9 protein-coding genes are annotated in these 15,517 nt (G+C 66.6%); 4 read left to right on the top strand and 5 right to left on the bottom strand.

The features are described from left to right. The first annotated feature begins 7 nt into the window (after positions 1–7). Positions 8–2,395 (top strand): catalase, encoded by a 2,388-nt coding sequence (locus YH64_RS26715; RefSeq protein WP_046807360.1) that lies wholly within the window; start codon positions 8–10, stop codon positions 2,393–2,395. Between the two features lie 208 nt (positions 2,396–2,603). On the opposite strand, the gene YH64_RS26710 is transcribed toward YH64_RS26715, so the two are convergent. Continuing rightward, positions 2,604–3,584 carry a tripartite tricarboxylate transporter substrate binding protein gene (locus YH64_RS26710; RefSeq protein WP_046807361.1) on the bottom strand — a complete coding sequence of 327 codons (981 nt, stop codon included), beginning with the start codon at positions 3,582–3,584 and terminating at the stop codon, positions 2,604–2,606. Between the two features lie 29 nt (positions 3,585–3,613). After that, positions 3,614–4,996, bottom strand: coding sequence for a M20 family metallopeptidase (locus YH64_RS26705; RefSeq protein ID WP_046807362.1), 1,383 nt, complete (start codon positions 4,994–4,996; stop codon positions 3,614–3,616). Positions 4,997–5,107: 111 nt separating this feature from the next. On the opposite strand from YH64_RS26705, the gene YH64_RS26700 reads away from it, so the two are divergent. From YH64_RS26700 to YH64_RS26690, 3 genes are all read left to right on the top strand, one after another. Beyond that, positions 5,108–6,016 carry a LysR family transcriptional regulator gene (locus YH64_RS26700; RefSeq protein ID WP_046807363.1) on the top strand — a complete coding sequence of 303 codons (909 nt, stop codon included), beginning with the start codon at positions 5,108–5,110 and terminating at the stop codon, positions 6,014–6,016. Positions 6,017–6,155: 139 nt separating this feature from the next. Then, entirely contained in the window at positions 6,156–7,256 is a 1,101-nt protein-coding gene (locus YH64_RS26695) for a type IV toxin-antitoxin system AbiEi family antitoxin (RefSeq protein ID WP_052946125.1), read from the top strand. Further along, a complete protein-coding gene (locus YH64_RS26690) occupies positions 7,257–8,156 on the top strand; it encodes a hypothetical protein (protein WP_046807364.1) in 900 nt (299 codons plus the stop codon). It abuts the gene before it with no gap. Positions 8,157–8,186: 30 nt separating this feature from the next. Here YH64_RS26690 and YH64_RS26685 read toward each other — a convergent pair whose 3' ends face one another. The 3 genes from YH64_RS26685 to YH64_RS26675 are packed head-to-tail and all read right to left on the bottom strand — an operon-like array spanning position 8,187 to position 15,515. Beyond that, positions 8,187–11,333, bottom strand: a complete 3,147-nt coding sequence (locus tag YH64_RS26685; protein WP_046807365.1) for an efflux RND transporter permease subunit — start codon at positions 11,331–11,333, stop codon at positions 8,187–8,189. Next, entirely contained in the window at positions 11,330–14,401 is a 3,072-nt protein-coding gene (locus YH64_RS26680; protein WP_046807366.1) for a multidrug efflux RND transporter permease subunit, read from the bottom strand. The genes YH64_RS26685 and YH64_RS26680 overlap by 4 nt, the downstream gene beginning before the upstream one ends. Positions 14,402–14,408: 7 nt before the next feature. Next, positions 14,409–15,515, bottom strand: coding sequence for an efflux RND transporter periplasmic adaptor subunit (locus tag YH64_RS26675; RefSeq protein ID WP_255444766.1), 1,107 nt, complete (start codon positions 15,513–15,515; stop codon positions 14,409–14,411). Positions 15,516–15,517: the final 2 nt, after the last annotated feature.

Here is a 15,517-nt window from a genome sequence, read left to right as displayed (position 1 = left end):
AGCCTTGATGGCAAGCAAGAAACCCGTAAGCAAGGGCGCGGCCGGCGCCGTCGACACCGCCTATATGAATACCGACAGCGGCCCGGCCGCCGGCCCCGCGGGGAAACCGGTGCACCCGGCGCTCAAGCGGGCCGCGGCCGTGGGCGCCACGGTTGCGTCCCTGCCGCACAACGCCAATAAGGCCGCCGAGTACGGCGAGGAAGGCGCGCGCTGCCCCTACACCGGCGCGCACACGACACCGCCGGACCCGTCCGTGGGCGCCAGTTCCCTGTCGGAATCGGAAGCCAACGCCAAGACGGGCGATGCCGCCGAGCCCGGCGTGAACGCGGTGGATGGCCGCTTGGGCCGCGTGCGCGCCGACGGCAGCGGGCAGGTGCTGACGACGAATCAGGGCGTGCCAATCGCCGACAACCAGCATTCGCTAAAGGCCGGCCTGCGCGGCCCCGCCTTGCTGAAAGACTTCATCCTGCGCGAAAAGATCACGCACTTCGACCACGAGCGCATCCCCGAACGCATCGTGCACGCGCGCGGTTCGGCGGCGCACGGTTACTTCGAATGCTATCGGCCGTTGACCGACTTGACCGCCGCGTCGCTGTTCGCCGAAAAGGGCAAGCGCACGCCGGTGTTCGTGCGCTTTTCCACGGTGGCCGGCGAACGCGGTTCCAAGGACACGGCGCGCGACGTGCGCGGCTTTGCCGTCAAGTTCTATACCGACGAAGGCAACTGGGACCTGGTGGGCAACAACATGCCGGTGTTCTTTATCCAGGACGCGATGAAGTTCCCGGACCTGGTGCACGCGGTCAAGCCCGAGCCGCATCACGGCATGCCGCAGGCCGCATCGGCCCACGATACGTTCTGGGACTTTGTGTCGCTGATGCCGGAATCCACCCACATGCTGATGTGGCTGATGTCCGACCGCGCCATCCCGCGCAGCTACCGGATGATGCAGGGCTTTGGCGTGCACACGTTCCGCTTTGTGAACGCGCGTGGCGAATCGCGCCTGGTGAAATTTCACTGGACGCCGATCCTGGGTACGCATTCGCAGGTGTGGGACGAGGCGGTCAAGGTGTCCGGCGCCGACCCGGACTTTCACCGCCGCGACCTGTGGGAAGCCATCGACGCGGGCAAGGGCCCCGAGTGGGAACTGGGCGTGCAGATCTTCACGGAAGAAGAAGCCGACAGCTTCAGCTTCGATGTATTGGACGCCACCAAGATCGTGCCAGAAGAGTTGGTCCCTATCGTGCCAATCGGCCGCATGGTGCTGGACCGCAACCCGGACAACTTCTTTGCCGAGACCGAGCAGGTGGCGTTCTGCACGGCGCACGTGGTGCCGGGCGTGGACTTCACCAACGATCCGCTGCTGGCCGGCCGCATCCATTCCTACGTGGACACGCAGATCTCGCGGCTGGGCGGTCCGAACTTCCACGAAATCCCCATCAATGCGCCCGTGGCGCCGGTGCACAACAACCAGCGCGACGGCATGCACCGCCAGGCGATTCATCGTGGTCGCGTCGCGTACGAGCCGAACTCGCTGGCGGGCGGGTGCCCGTTTCAGGCCGGCATGGAAGGCTATGTGCCGTTTCCCGAGCCCATCGCGGGCGACGAATTGCGCGGCCATCCCGAAAAGTTTGCCGAGCACTACAACCAGGCCACGCTGTTCTACAACAGCCAGACCGACTGGGAAAAGCGCCACATCGTGCACGCGTTCTCGTTCGAACTGAGCAAGGTGACGGTGCCCGCGATTCGCCAGCGCATGGTGGCCTCGTTGCGCAACGTGTCCGACGAATTGGCCCAGGGCGTGGCGGATCTGCTGGGCATGGTCTTGCCCGACCCGCTGCCCCGTGCCATTGCGCAGCCGCCCAAGCCGGAGATCGAGGTGTCGCCCGCGCTGTCGCTGACCGCCAGGCCGGGTGACGGCAATGTGGCCACGCGCAAGGTAGCGATTCTGGTGGCCGAGGGCGTGGATGAAGGCGCCGTGTCGGCCGTGGCCGACGCGTTGATCCAGGCCGGCGTCGTGGTGCGCTTGGTAGGCCAGCGCATCGGCCCCGTGCAGACCGAAGGCGGCGGCATGCTGGATGCCGACGCGTCGCTGGACAACCACCCGTCGACGCTGTTTGACGGCGCGGTGGTGCCCGGGGGCGACGCCGCCGTGGCGCGCTTGCAGACGGACGGCCGCGCGCTGGAATTCCTGCGCGACGCCTTCCGGCATGGCAAGACGCTGATGGGGCTGGGCCGTGGCGGGCAACTGTTCGGCTCGGCGGGCATCGCGCCCGACGAGGCCGACGAAGGGTTGTTGATGGGCGGCGGCGCACCCGCGAAAAGCGCGACGGCGTTCATCAAGGCCCTGGCCAAGCATCGGCACCCCGAACGGGAAACGATGCCGCCGATGGTCTGACGCCGACGGTTTGGCAGGCCGCGTTTGCGGCCTGCACCGGCGCCTGGTGGTGCACGCTTCGCGGCGTGCATGACCAGGCGTTTTTTTTGCGGTCGTGACTGGTGGGGTCAGCCCTTGGCGGTGGCGTGGCGTGGCGGTGCGGTGCGCTGCGGCTCTGATGCTGCTGCCTAGCCGCCTAGCCGCCTTGCGCCCGTGCCTGCCTTGTCGTCTATTCCAGCTTGATCTCGGCGCGCTTGGCCACGGCGCTGAACGTCTGCACTTCTTTTTGAATCCGGTCCTTGAACGCCTGGCCCGGCAAGAACACAGGTTCCAACGCCAGGTCCGACACCGCCTTTTTCACCTGCGGGTCCTGCATGATCTGCGCGACCGCGCGGTTCAACGTGTCGATCACCGGCGCGGGCGTATGGGCCGGCGCGGCCAGGGCGTACCAGCCCACGAACGACACCTGGGGAATCCCGGCTTCCTGGAAAGTCGGCACGTCCGGCATCTGCGGCACGCGGTGTTCACCCGTGACGGCCAGTGCCCGCACCTTGCCCGCGCGCACTTGCGGCGCGGCGGATGACACCGTGTCCACGCCCAGCGACACCTCGCCGCCGATCATCGCGGTGATCAGCTGCGCGCTGCCCTTGTACGGCACCGGCACCATCTTCGCGCCGGCGGCCTCGGCAAACATTTCGCCCGCCAGATGCGGCGCCGAGCCCGGCCCGAACGTGCCGTACATCAGCCCGCCCTTGCTGCTTTGCTGCTTGGCCAGCGCCGCCGCTTCCTGCACGGTGGTGGCCGCCAGGCCGTTCTGCGCCAGCAGCACCACGGGAGCCAGGGCGACGATGGCCACATGTTCGAAGCTGCGCACGGGGTCGTAGGGCAGTGACGGATTCAACGCGGGCAAGACGGTGTACGTGGTGCTGCCCGACAGCAGCAACGTGTAGCCATCGGGCTGGGCGCGCGCCACGACGTCCGCCCCGATCACCGTGGACGCGCCGGGGCGGTTCTCGACGATGACCGACTGGCCCAGGCGGCCCGACAGCTTGTTGGCCAGCAGCCGCGCCACCGTATCGGTCGCGCCGCCCGGCGTGAAGGGCACCACGATCTTGATCGGCTGCTCCGGGTAGGCGGCATGGGCGTCGCCCGCATAAGCGGCGACGGCAAGGTTGAACGCCATCACGGCGGCACAGAATCTAGCAGTCATGGCAACGCTCTCGGTAGTGAAACGGTCGGTCAGGCGGGAACGGCTTCGCCCAGGTCCCAGAACAGGCCGGCCATGATGGCCAGCCCTTCGCGCGCCACGCTGCCCAGCAGATGCTCATTGGGCGCATGCTGCGCGCAGGCGGGGTACGAATGCGGCACCCACAAGGTGGGCAGGCCCAGCAGGTCGGCAAAAATTTCGTTTGGCAGCGAGCCGCCCAGGTTCGGCAGCAGTGCGGGGCGCTTGCCGGTCGTGCGTTCCAGCGACGCCGCCGCCCAGCGCACCCAGGCGTTATCGGGCGACAAGCGCGTGGCGCCGCCTTGCATGCCGACGCGGACTTGCACGTCTTCAAAACCGCCTAGGCGCAGGTGCTCGCGCACATGCGTTTCCAGCGCGCGCCAATCGGTGCCCACCACGAAGCGCAACTGGCACCAGGCCACGGCCTCGGGCGGAATCGCGTTCACGGGTTTGGCCGGATCGCCCGCGCGAAAGGTCAGCACGTCAAGGCTGTTCCAGCCGAATACTTTTTCAGGCGCCGTCAGCCCGGGCTCGCCCCACCATGCGTTGATGTCGGGGTCGTCCTCGCCGCCGCCTACCTCAAGATCCGCCAGCGCCTCGCGCACGGCGTCGGGGATGGCGGGGGGGCGCAGCGCCGGCACCGTTATGCGGCCACGCGCGTCCACCAGGGTGCCGATGGCGTGCATCAGCACGATGGCGGGGTTGGCCAGCAGGCCGCCCCAATTGCCGGAGTGGTAGCCACGTTCACGCGCACGCAGCTTCAATTCAAAATTGACCGCCCCGCGCGATCCCATGAACAGCGTGGGGCGCGCTGCATGCAGACGCGGGCCGTCGCTGGCGATGAACACGTCCGCCGCCAACGTGTCGCGCTGCGCGTCGCAGAACGCGGCCAGGCCAGGTGAACCGGCTTCTTCGCCGGTCTCGATCAGCCAGGTGGCGTTGAACCCCAGCTTGCCGCCGCGCGCGGCAATCACCTGCCGCAGCGCTTCCAGGTTGATGCTGTGCTGGCCTTTGTTGTCGGCCGTGCCCCGGCCATACCAGCGGTCGCCGTCCACTTGCAGCTGCCAGGGGTCGCGGCCCGCTTCCCACTTGGCCGCATTGCCGCGCACCACGTCGCCATGGCCGTACATCAGCACGGTGGGCAAGCCGGGCGCTTCAATGCGCCGCGCCACCAGGATAGGCAGGTCCACGCCGTCGGGGTTGGGATGCACTTCACAGGTAAAGCCCATCCGGCTCAGGACCGGGATCAGGTCCTGGTTCAGATAGGCGTGCTGCATCGGCGCCTGCTCGGGCACTTCGCTTTCCGTGGCATACGCGACGCGACGCGCCAGGGCGGCTTCAAGGGTGCCATTGTCAAAGGCTTCAACGGCTTGCAGGACGGCTTGTTCGCGGTTCACGGCGGCACTCGGGACGAGGGAGGCACAAAGTTATTACGCATCGCTACATGCCACAATCAGATAATTAGCATCTTTGCATTGCCTTTTTGGCATGTGTCACACGGAGGCGGGATGATCTCGTTGGGACTGCGGTATTTTCTTGAGGTCGCGCGCAGCGGCTCGATCGCCGGCGCGGCGGCGTCGCAGCACGTGGCCGCCTCGGCGGTCAGCCGTCAGATTGCCAAGCTGGAAGACGCCTTGGGCGTTGCGCTGTTCGAGCGCCAGGCGCGCGGCATGGAACTGAGCGAGGCCGGCCGCCAACTGGCCGCGTACGCCAATGCGGCGGCGCTGGAAGCAGAACGCGTCACGTCCGAAATTCGCCAGCGCGGTCATGTGGGCGATGTCACGATCCGCCTGGCCTGCACCGAAGGCTTCGCCCATCACTTCCTGCCCATGTGCATGGCGCAATTCAACCGCGAGCGGCCCGAGGCGCGCTTTCATCTGTATGTGGAACGCCCCGAAGAAGTCAGCCGCCACATTCTTGAAGGCTTGGCCCAGATGGCGCTGCGCTACACCACGGCGCAAGACGACCGCCTGAAAACCGAGCTGCTGACCCGTGCACCCGTCTACGCCGTAATGTGCCGCCAGCACCCGCTGGCTGGCCGCCGCAGCATCGGCATGCGCGACCTGGTCCACTATCCGCTATCCCTGGGCGACCACGGCACCACCGTGCGCCAGCTGTTCGACGCCGCCTGCGCCAACGCGGGCCTGCACATCGAACCCGCCTACGTCTCGAACCATTCCGCCGCCTTCCTGCCGATGCTGCCCGGCAGCCAGATCGTCGCCTTGTCCGGCTACCTGACACTGATGGGTCAACTGGGCGAAGGCGGCCTGGTCGCCGTGCCATTCACCAACCCCGAAATGCGCCAACGCAGCATCCAGGTGCTGACCCTGCAAGGCAGAACGCTACCGCAGCTAGCCCGCGAATTCCTGGCATTCATGTCCGACCGCCTGACCGCCGCGCCCCGGTGGCCGGAGTAGTGGGTTGTTTGAATGGGAAAATATGTTTGGTCATTAGCTGCGCAGCTAAACAATGCAAATAAGCTAAAGTAAAGGCTTGGTCGGCGAATTGCCGACGCTGCCCGGCACGCATCTGTGCCCGCCTTCCTCGAGTGTCGCGATGAAGACCAAAGATCGATTGGACGCGTTTGCCCAGGGTGATGGGGCGATGATCCACCTGGTGACCGCCTTGGCAGACGCCACCGGCTTCAAGGTCGTGGCGCCGGACCCAGAGGCTTCTACGGCCGGTCAGACCGGCGGCCTTGCTGTCGTGACATTGATGGCGGACCGGCGCGAGGTAGAGATCGTTGTCCGCAGATTGCGCCACGCGTATCCCAGAGATATACGGGAAGCCGTGTGGCAACTTGAATCCGTGCTGGCGGGGGGCGCTGCACCGCGCGCCCGGATTCCGATGGTCGTGGCCGACACGTTAAGCCCCGGGGCAAAAGCCATGCTGCGCGAGCGGGGCATCGGCTACTTCGAACCGGACGGATGCCTTTACTTCCGATGGCGTACGTGGCTTGTGAATATCGAACGCCCGAAACGCGTGCCGTCCCGGACGCGGGCGATGCCGCTGTTTACCGAATCGCGCGAGAACGTCGTACACGCATTGCTCATGTCGCGGGGCAGCTGGATCACGGGCCAGGAATTGGCTTCGCTTGCCCAGACGTCTTCGTATACCTGTTCTGTGGTGTTGCAAGAGCTTGAGAAGCGCGAATGGTGCGAGGCCAGCGGCGCGGGCCGCACCTTGCGGCGGCGGCTGGTCGAGCCCGCTTTGCTGTTGGACGCCTGGGCAGAGCAGTGGGCGCTGCGCAAGCCGCCGAGCACGCACTGGTATGCCTTTTCCCAGCAGCCCCACGCGCTGATGGAGCAACTGGCACGCCGCCTTGCCCACGCAGGCCTGACCAGCCCGTGGGCCTTCAGCGGCGCAGCGGCGGCGAATCGCCATGCCCCCTTGCTTACGCACGTTGAGGCCGTCGACATCGTCATTGCACGCGGACAGTCGCACTCCATTGCCAACGCATTGGCACTTGAGCCCGCCGACCAAGGGTTTAACGTCACCCTTGTGGAAAGAGACGGCGCCAGCATGCTGTTTCGGGACACATTCATGCAGGATCAGTCCTACTTATCCAGCCTTTTCGTCCTTTACCTTGACCTTAAAAATGGGCGTGGTAGGAATAAGGAGTTAGCGCAAAAACTGCGTGAAAAACTGGAGTTGTAAATGGCGGATGAAGCCAAGCCGCGCGACGCCGCGGGCTATCGCTCGGACGTGACGATTGCGTGTGAGCGGACGTTGCTGACGCTTTACGGCGCATTCGGCAGTCTGAAGTCATCGTTGCGACTGGTCGGCGGACTGGTGCCGCGTTATCTGACCCCGGCTTCGCCTCCCGAAGTCCCGCAACATGCCGGCACGTCGGATGTTGATGTGGTGCTTAACTTGCAGATTATTGCGCAGGGCGAGGGTTATGCGTCGCTGTCCAAGCAATTGATTCATCGGGGCTTTGCACGGTATGTCGACTTCCGGGGCGTCGCCTCGTCGTGGCGATGGACCCGGGAGGTGGACGGCACGGGGCGCGTGGTGGTTGAATTTCTGCGCGACGCGGGGGCCGTACAGCCGGGTCGCGCCGTTAGCGTCGATGGCGAGCGCGTGTCGGCACTGACGGTCAAATACGCGGGCATCACGCATGACTGGTTTGAAGAGCAGGTGGTTAGCGGAATGCTGTTGGAGGATGGCGGAATGTCCTCCGAACGCGTCCGCTTTGCGGACGTGCCGGCCTTTGTCATCTTGAAGGCATTGGCGTTGGACGACCGGCATGAAAATAAAGACGCAGCGGACCTCGTCCACGTCTTGCGCTATGCAGGAACGGTCGAAGAGGTGGCGCGGCTGTTCATGAGCCGCATGACGTCGGGTCAGCATTCAGCCGCCATTGACGCGGGCCTGGACGCGCTGCGACGGCGGTTCTGTGACGATGAGCACGGCGCCGGATATTTGAAATTGGGGCCGATCGCATATGCGCGCTTTCACCATGCCGCGGATGATGACGCCTGCGTGCGGGCGCAACGTTATGCCGCGGGACTTGTGAACGCGCTTTTGGCCGCCATCGGGCAACCGATGCTGTAGAACCCGCTGCGGCCTCCGCGCGCGTTGCCGTCAGGTGGCGCGCTTTCGCCCCACCCCTCCCAGCTTCACCCGCAGCCGTTCCAATGCCAGATACACAATAGGCGTCGTATACAGCGTCAGGAACTGGCTGATCATCAAGCCGCCGACGATGGCGATGCCCAGGGGGCGGCGCAGTTCGGCGCCGTCGCCCATGCCCAGCACCAGGGGCAGGGCGCCCAGCAGGCCGGCCAGGTTGGTCATTACGATAGGGCGCAGGCGCAGCATGGCGGCGCGGTGGATGGCTGCGCGGGGAGTCAGGCCTTCGCGGCGTTCCAGGCTGAGGGCGAAGTCGATCATCAGGATGGCGTTCTTCATGACGATGCCGACCAGAAGGAACAGGCCCAGCAATGCGATCAGGGTGAATTCGATGTTGGCGATGCGCAGCGCCAGCAGCGCGCCCACGCCGGCGGACGGCAGGGTGGACAGGATGGTCAGCGGGTGCAGGGGGCTTTCGTACAGGATGCCCAGCACCAGGTAGATGGCGACCAGCACGGCCAGGATCAGCCAGGGCTGGTCTTGCAGGCTTTGCTGGAAGTTGCGCGCATCGCCGCCCAGGCGCGTCTGGATGGTGGACGGCACCATCAGCTTGGCCATGGCGGCGTCGATGGCGGCCAGGCCTTGTTCCAGCGACACGCCGGGCGCCAGCGAAAAGCCGACGCCGACGGCCGCGAACAGGCCGTCGTGGTAGACGCGGTCGTTGACCAGCCCGTTCTCGTAGGTGGCGAAGGCGGTCAGGGGGACGCGCGTGCCGTCGGCCGCCACCACCTGCACTTGCTCCAGCACGTCGGGGTCTTCGGTGTAGCGCGGGTCCAGCTCCAGTACCACGCGGTATTGGTTCATGGCGTCGTACAGGGTGGCGACCTGGCGTTGGCTGAACGAATTGCTGAGCACACTGCTGATCGTGTCCATGTCCACGCCCAGCCGCTGCGCGGCCGCGCGGTCGATGTTGATGACGACCTGCTGCGTGGCGCCGTCGCCTTGGGCGTCCACGTCGCGCAGTTCGGGGATGTCTTGCATGGCTTTGGATATCTTGCGCGCCCAGTCGCGCAGCGCGGGCACGTCGCTGGCCATGATGGCCAATTCGTGGTCGCCGGAATTGCCGAAGCCGCCGGGCATGCGCAGGTCCTGGTCGACGTTCAGGAAGAACATGCCGCCGGGCACGGGCGGGGCGTGGGTGCGCAGCCAGTTGATGACTTCGGTAGAGGACTCGCCGCGTTCGGCGGCGGGTTTCAGGCGGATCAGGAATAGCGAATTGCTGATGCCCAGGCTGCCGCCGTTGTAGCCGATGACGTCCTGCACGGCCGGATGCTTGAGCACCAGCTGGCGGTATTGGTCGATCTTGGGTTGCATGACCTGGAACGAAAAACCGTCGTCGCCGCGCACGAATCCCACCAGTTGGCCGGTGTCTTGCACGGGCAGAAAGCCCTTGGGCGCTTCGACGTACAGATACACGTTCAAGCCGACCACGGCGGCCAGCAGCAACAGGGTCAAGCGGGCATGCCCCAGCACGCGCGCAAGGGACCGGCCGTAGGCATCGTGCGCGCGGGCGAAGGCCGATTGCAGGCGCGACGGGCGCGAAGGAAGCGATTGCGGCGATTGCGGCGATTGCGGCGATTGGGGCGATTGAGGCGATTGGGGCGATTGCGGCGATTGGGCCGAAGGTTGATCCGCGCGCAGCCAACGCGCGCACAAGGCCGGGATGATCGCCACGGAGACCACCAGCGAAATCACCGTGGCCGCCACCAGCGTGATCGAGAATTCCCGGAACAACCGTTCGACCAGCCCACCCATGAACAGGATCGACACGAACACGACGCTTAACGCCACCGTCATGGCAACCAGCGTGAAGCCCACTTCGCGTACACCGCGCAATGCCGCCTTGCGGGGCGACAGGCCGCGTTCAAGGTGGCGCGAGATGTTTTCCAGCACGACGATGGCGTCATCCACCACCAGGCCGGCCGCGACGATCAGCGCCATCAACGACAGGTTGTTCAGCGAAAAGCCCCACGCGTGCATGATGGCGAACGTAGCGATCAGGCACACGGGTATCGCCACGCTGGGAATCGCCGCCGCGCGCGCGTTGCCCAGAAACAGCCACACCACCAGGATGACCAGCGCGGTCGCCAGGCCCAGCGTGATGTGGGCCTCGCGCAAGGTGGCGTTGATGCCGGGCGAGCGGTCCAGCGCCACCGTCAGGTCCACGTCGGCCGGCATCAGCGCGCGCAGGCCGGGCAGGGCGGCGTTGATGGCGTCGATGGTCTCGATGATGTTCGCGCCGGTCTGGCGGCTGATGGTCAGCACGACAGCCGGATTCGTGTTGTGAAAGCCGCTGCTGTAGCGGTTTTCGACGGAATCGCTGACGCGCGCCACCTGCGCCAGCCGGATCACCGCGCCGTCGTCGTGGCGCACGATCAGGCGGCCGTATTCATCCGCGCCGCGCGGCTGGTCCAGCGTGCCGACTTCCCAGCGCTGGCCGGCCGCGTCCAGCTGGCCCAGCGGCCGCAGGGGCGCGGCATTCGCGATGGCGTTACGCACGTCGTCCAGCGCCACGCCGTAATGGGCCAGCGCGTTGGGGTTGACCTGCACGCGCACGGCGGGCAGCGAACTGCCGCCCAGGGTGACTTCGCCCACGCCATTGATCTGCGACAGCTTTTGCGCCAGCACCGTCGATCCCAGGTCATACAGCTGGCCGGCCGGGCGCGTGGCGGAACTCAAGGCCAGCGCCATGATGGGCGCCTGCGACGGGTTGACCTTGCGGTAGCTGGGGCTTTGCGGCATGCCCGCGGGCAGTTCGCCGCGCGCGGCATTCAGCGCGGCCTGCACGTCGCGGGCCGCTTCGTTGATGTCGCGGTCCAGCTCGAATTGCAGCTGCACGCGCGTGGCGCCCTGGTTGCTGGACGAACTCATGGCGCTGACGCCCGCGATGCTGCCCAGCGCGCGCTCCAGCGGCGCGGCCACCGTGCTGGCCATGCTTTCCGGGCTGGCGCCGGGCAGTTCGGCGCGCACCTCGATGGTGGGAAAGTCCACCTGGGGCAAGGGTGCAACGGGCAACAGCCGCCACGCCACCGCGCCCAGCAGCGTCAACGCCAGCGCCAGGAACAGGCAGGCGACCGGGCGGTGCAGCAACGCGCGGATCATGCGTTGCGCCCGTCGGGCCTCACACCGACCGGGCGCCGCTGCCCCAGCCGGTGAAAGAACAGATAGACCGCCGGCGTGGTGAACAGCGTCAACATCTGGCTGACCAAGAGGCCACCCACCATGACCCAGCCCAGTGGCTGGCGCAGTTCGGCGCCCGAGCCGGTGGCCAGCATCAGCGGCAGCGCGCCGAACAGCGCGGCCAGCGTCGTCATCAAGATCGGCCGCAAGCGCAGCAGCGCGGCTTCGCGGATGGCATCCCGCGGCGCCAACCCGCGCGTGCGCTCGGCGTCCAGCGCAAAGTCCACCATCATGATGCCGTTCTTCTTGACCAGCCCGATCAGCAGGATGATGCCGATGACGGCAATCAGGTCCAGCGGCCGGCCGGTAATCAACAGCGCCAGCAACGCGCCCACGGTGGCCGACGGCAGGGTCGACAGGATGGTGACGGGGTGAATGGCGCTTTCATACAGCATGCCCAGCACCAGGTACATCGTGACCACCGCCGCCAGCATCAGCCACAGCGTATTGGACAGGGACGCCTGGAATGCCGAGGCCGCGCCTTGCAGCCGCAGTTCCACGCTGGGCGGCATGGCGATGTCGGTCTTGGCCGATTCAATGGCGGCAATGGCGTCGCCCAACGACCCGCCCGGCGGCAGGTTGAACGATAGGTTCACGGCCGGAAATTGCGACAGATGGTTGATCGCCAGCGGCACCGCGCGTTCGCTGACCGTGGCCAGCGCCGACAGCGGAATCGCCTGCCCGTCCTCGGTTTGCAGGTGGATGCGTTCCAGCGCCTCGGGCCCCAGCGCCAGGCTGCGGTCCACTTCCAGCACCACGCGGTATTGGTTCGACTGCGTGAACAGCGTGGCCACCTGGCGCTGGCCAAACGCGTTGTACAGCGCCTGCACCACGTCGTCCATCGTGACGCCCAGGCGCGCGGCCGTATCGCGCGACACTTCCAGGTACGCCTGGCGGCCATTGCCTTGCAGGTCGGACGACACCTCGGCCAGCGCAGGCGACTGCGCCAGCCGCTGCGTCAGCGCCTGGCTCCATTGCGCCAGCAGCGCGCTGTCGGGGGACGTCAGGCTGAATTGGTACTGGCCCCGGCTGACGCGGTCTTCGATATTCAATTCCTGCACCGGCTGCAAAAACAGCGAGATGCCGTGGACGTCGCGGGCGCGCGCGTCCAGGCGCGCCATGACATCGGCTAGCGGCGCGCTGCGTTCGGCCCAGGGCTTCAGGTTGATCAGCAGCCGCCCGGTGTTCAAGGTCGCGTTCATGCTGTCGATGCCGATGAAGGACGACAGGCTTTGCACATCGGGATCCGCCAGCAGCGCCTGGGCCACGGCTTGCTGCCTGCGCGACATGGCGTCAAACGAGGTGCTTTGCGTGGACTGCGTCACGCCTTGCAGCACGCCGCCGTCCTGCACCGGGAAAAATCCTTTAGGTACTGCCAGGTACAGCAGGCCAGTCAAGACCACGGTGCCAAGCATCACCATCAACGTCAGGCGCTGGTGGCGCAGCGTAATGTCCAGCCAGCCCGCGTAGCGCGCCTGGATGCGGTCCAGCACGCCGGGGCGCGACTGCCCATGCGCCGGCAGCAGGCGCGCGCACATCATGGGCGTCAGCGTCAGCGATACGCCCAGCGATATCAGGATGGCCACCGCCAAGGTGATGGCGAATTCACGGAACAGCCGGCCCACCACGTCTTCCATGAACAGCAGCGGGATCAGCACGGCAATCAACGACAGGGTCAGCGACACCAGCGTGAAGCCGATCTGCCCGGCGCCTTTCAGCGCGGCCGACATCGGGCTGTGCCCCTGTTCGCGATACCGCGCAATGTTCTCCAGCATGACGATGGCGTCATCCACCACGAAGCCCGCGCCGATAGTCAGCGCCATCAGCGTCAGGTTGTTGGTGGAAAAGCCCGCCAGGTGCATGAAGCCGAAAGTGCCGATCAGCGATAGCGGCACGGCCAGGCTGGGGATCAGCGTGGCGGGCAGGTTGGAGAGGAACAGGAACGTGACCAGCACCACCAGCCCCACGGCAAACACCAGTTCCCATTGCACGCCGCGCACCGACGCGCGGATGCTTTCGGTACGGTCGGTCAGGATGCGCACGTGCGCGGCGGCGGGCAGGCTGGCCGTCAGTTGCGGCAGCAGCGCCTTGACCTGGTCGGCCACGGCGATGACGTTGGCGCCCGGCTGGCGTTGGATATTGACCAGCACGGCCGGCTGCTTGTCGACCCAGGCGGCCAGGTAGCGGTCTTCGGCGCCGTCTTCAATGGTGGCGACCTGGCCCAGCCGCACCGGCGCGCCATTCTTCCAGGCCACGATCAGTTCGCGGTATTCGGCGGCGCTTTGCAGCTGGTCGTTCGCGTCCATGATGACGGAGCGCACCGGCCCGTCGAAGCTGCCCTTGGGTTGATTGGAATTTGCCTTGGCGATGGCTTCCTGCACGTCGGACAGTTGCAGCCCGCGCGCCGCTAGCGCCATCGGGTTGACCTGCACGCGCACGGCCGGGCGCTGGCCGCCGGCCAGGCTGACCATGCCCACGCCCGATAGCTGCGACAGCCGCTGCGTCATGCGTGTGTCGACCAGGTCATACACGGTGGGCAAGGGCAGGGAATCCGAGGTCACCGCCAGCGTCAGGATGGGCACGTCGGCGGGGTTGACCTTGCGGTAAACGGGTGGCGTGGGCAGGTCACCGGGCAGCAGCGAGCCGCTGGCGCTGATGGCCGCTTGCACCTCTTGTTCGGCCACGCCCAGCGACACGTCCAGCGAAAACTGCAACGTGATGACCGAAATGCCGCTGCCGCTGGTGGACGACATCTGCTTTAAGCCCGGTATCTGCCCAAAGCGGCGTTCCAGCGGCGCGGTCACGGCGCGCGCCGTCACGTTGGGGCTGGCGCCCGGGTACTGCGTGGTGACCTGGATGATGGGGTAATCCACCTGCGGCAACGCGGCCACGGGCAGCATGCGCCAGGCCAGGAGGCCCGACAGCAGCAGGGCGATCATCAGGAAAGACGTCGCCACCGGACGCAGGATGAAGGGGCGTGACAGGCTCATGCGCGGTTCAAGTCAGGGGGTCTACGATCTGGACGTTGCGGCCGTCATGCAGGCGGTCCACGCCTTCGACCACCACGCGCTCGGCCGGCGCCAATCCGGCTTGCACGACGATATGGCCCGCGTTGGCGGGGCCCAGCTGCAACACGCGGCGCGTGGCGCGCGCGTCGTCGCCGATCACAAAAACGAACGCGCCTTCGGACCCATACTGCACGGCGGCCGACGGAATGGTGACCACGTTGTCTTGCTGGACCAGGGCCAGCCGGATGTTCACGAATTGATTGGGAAACAGCGATTCGTCGGTGTTGTCGAAACGGGCGCGCAGCCGCACGGTGCCGCTGCCGGTCTGGACGCGGTTGTCCAAGGCTTCAAGCGTGCCTTCGGCCAGCAGGCGGCGGTCGTCGGCATCCCAGGCCTGCACGCGCAACACGTCCGTTCGCGCCTGCGCCTGGCGCAGCAAGTCCAGCCGCGTTTCCGAAATGCTGAACAGCGCCGAAATGGGCGTGGTCTGCACCAGCGTGGTCAGCCCGTCGGCATCGTTGGCGCGCACATGGTTGCCGGCGTCAACGCGGCGCAGGCCGATGCGGCCATCGTGCGGGGCAGTGATGCGGGTCAGCCCCAGCAGTCGCTGTGCATCGGCCACCTGTGCGCGGTTCAGTTCGCGCTGCGCGGTGTAGGCGCGCACCTGCGCCTGGGCGGTGTCCAGCTGCTGCCCGGCCACGGATTCCTGGCGCGCCAATGTGCGGTAGCGCTGTAGATCGGCCTGGGCGTTGTCCAGCAGCGCCTGCGTGCGCGCCAATTCACCTTCGGCCGCCGCCAGCGCGGTTTGATAGGGACGCGGGTCGATCTCGGCCAAAAGCTGGCCGCGCGCCACGGCCTGGCCCTCGGTGTAATGCAGGCGCAACAATTCGCCTTCAACCTGGCTGCGCAGCACAACGTGGGTCAAGGGCGTGATGGTGCCCAGCGCATGCAGGTCGCGTTGCAGCGGCCCGACGCGGGCGGCCGCGACGCTGACGGCAACGGGTATCTGGTTGTATTCGGGTGGACGGGGGGCGGCGGGGCCGTTTTTCGCTTTCCACCACATGGCCAGCGCCGCGACCAAGGCAAGTACCAGCACGG

Source organism: Achromobacter sp. LC458, assembly GCF_001005835.2.
GTDB lineage: Bacteria > Pseudomonadota > Gammaproteobacteria > Burkholderiales > Burkholderiaceae_B > Achromobacter > Achromobacter spanius_B.
The sequence above is the reverse complement of the archived record's forward strand: the minus strand, read 5'-3'. Positions and strand labels throughout refer to the sequence as shown.

Coding starts and splice junctions, on each gene's coding strand:
- YH64_RS26715 (WP_046807360.1), top strand. CDS start 8: ATGGCAAGCAAGAAACCCGTAAGCAAGGGCGCGGCCGGCGCCGTCGAC.
- YH64_RS26710 (WP_046807361.1), bottom strand. CDS start 3,584: ATGACTGCTAGATTCTGTGCCGCCGTGATGGCGTTCAACCTTGCCGTC.
- YH64_RS26700 (WP_046807363.1), top strand. CDS start 5,108: ATGATCTCGTTGGGACTGCGGTATTTTCTTGAGGTCGCGCGCAGCGGC.
- YH64_RS26695 (WP_052946125.1), top strand. CDS start 6,156: ATGAAGACCAAAGATCGATTGGACGCGTTTGCCCAGGGTGATGGGGCG.
- YH64_RS26690 (WP_046807364.1), top strand. CDS start 7,257: ATGGCGGATGAAGCCAAGCCGCGCGACGCCGCGGGCTATCGCTCGGAC.
- YH64_RS26685 (WP_046807365.1), bottom strand. CDS start 11,333: ATGATCCGCGCGTTGCTGCACCGCCCGGTCGCCTGCCTGTTCCTGGCG.
- YH64_RS26680 (WP_046807366.1), bottom strand. CDS start 14,401: ATGAGCCTGTCACGCCCCTTCATCCTGCGTCCGGTGGCGACGTCTTTC.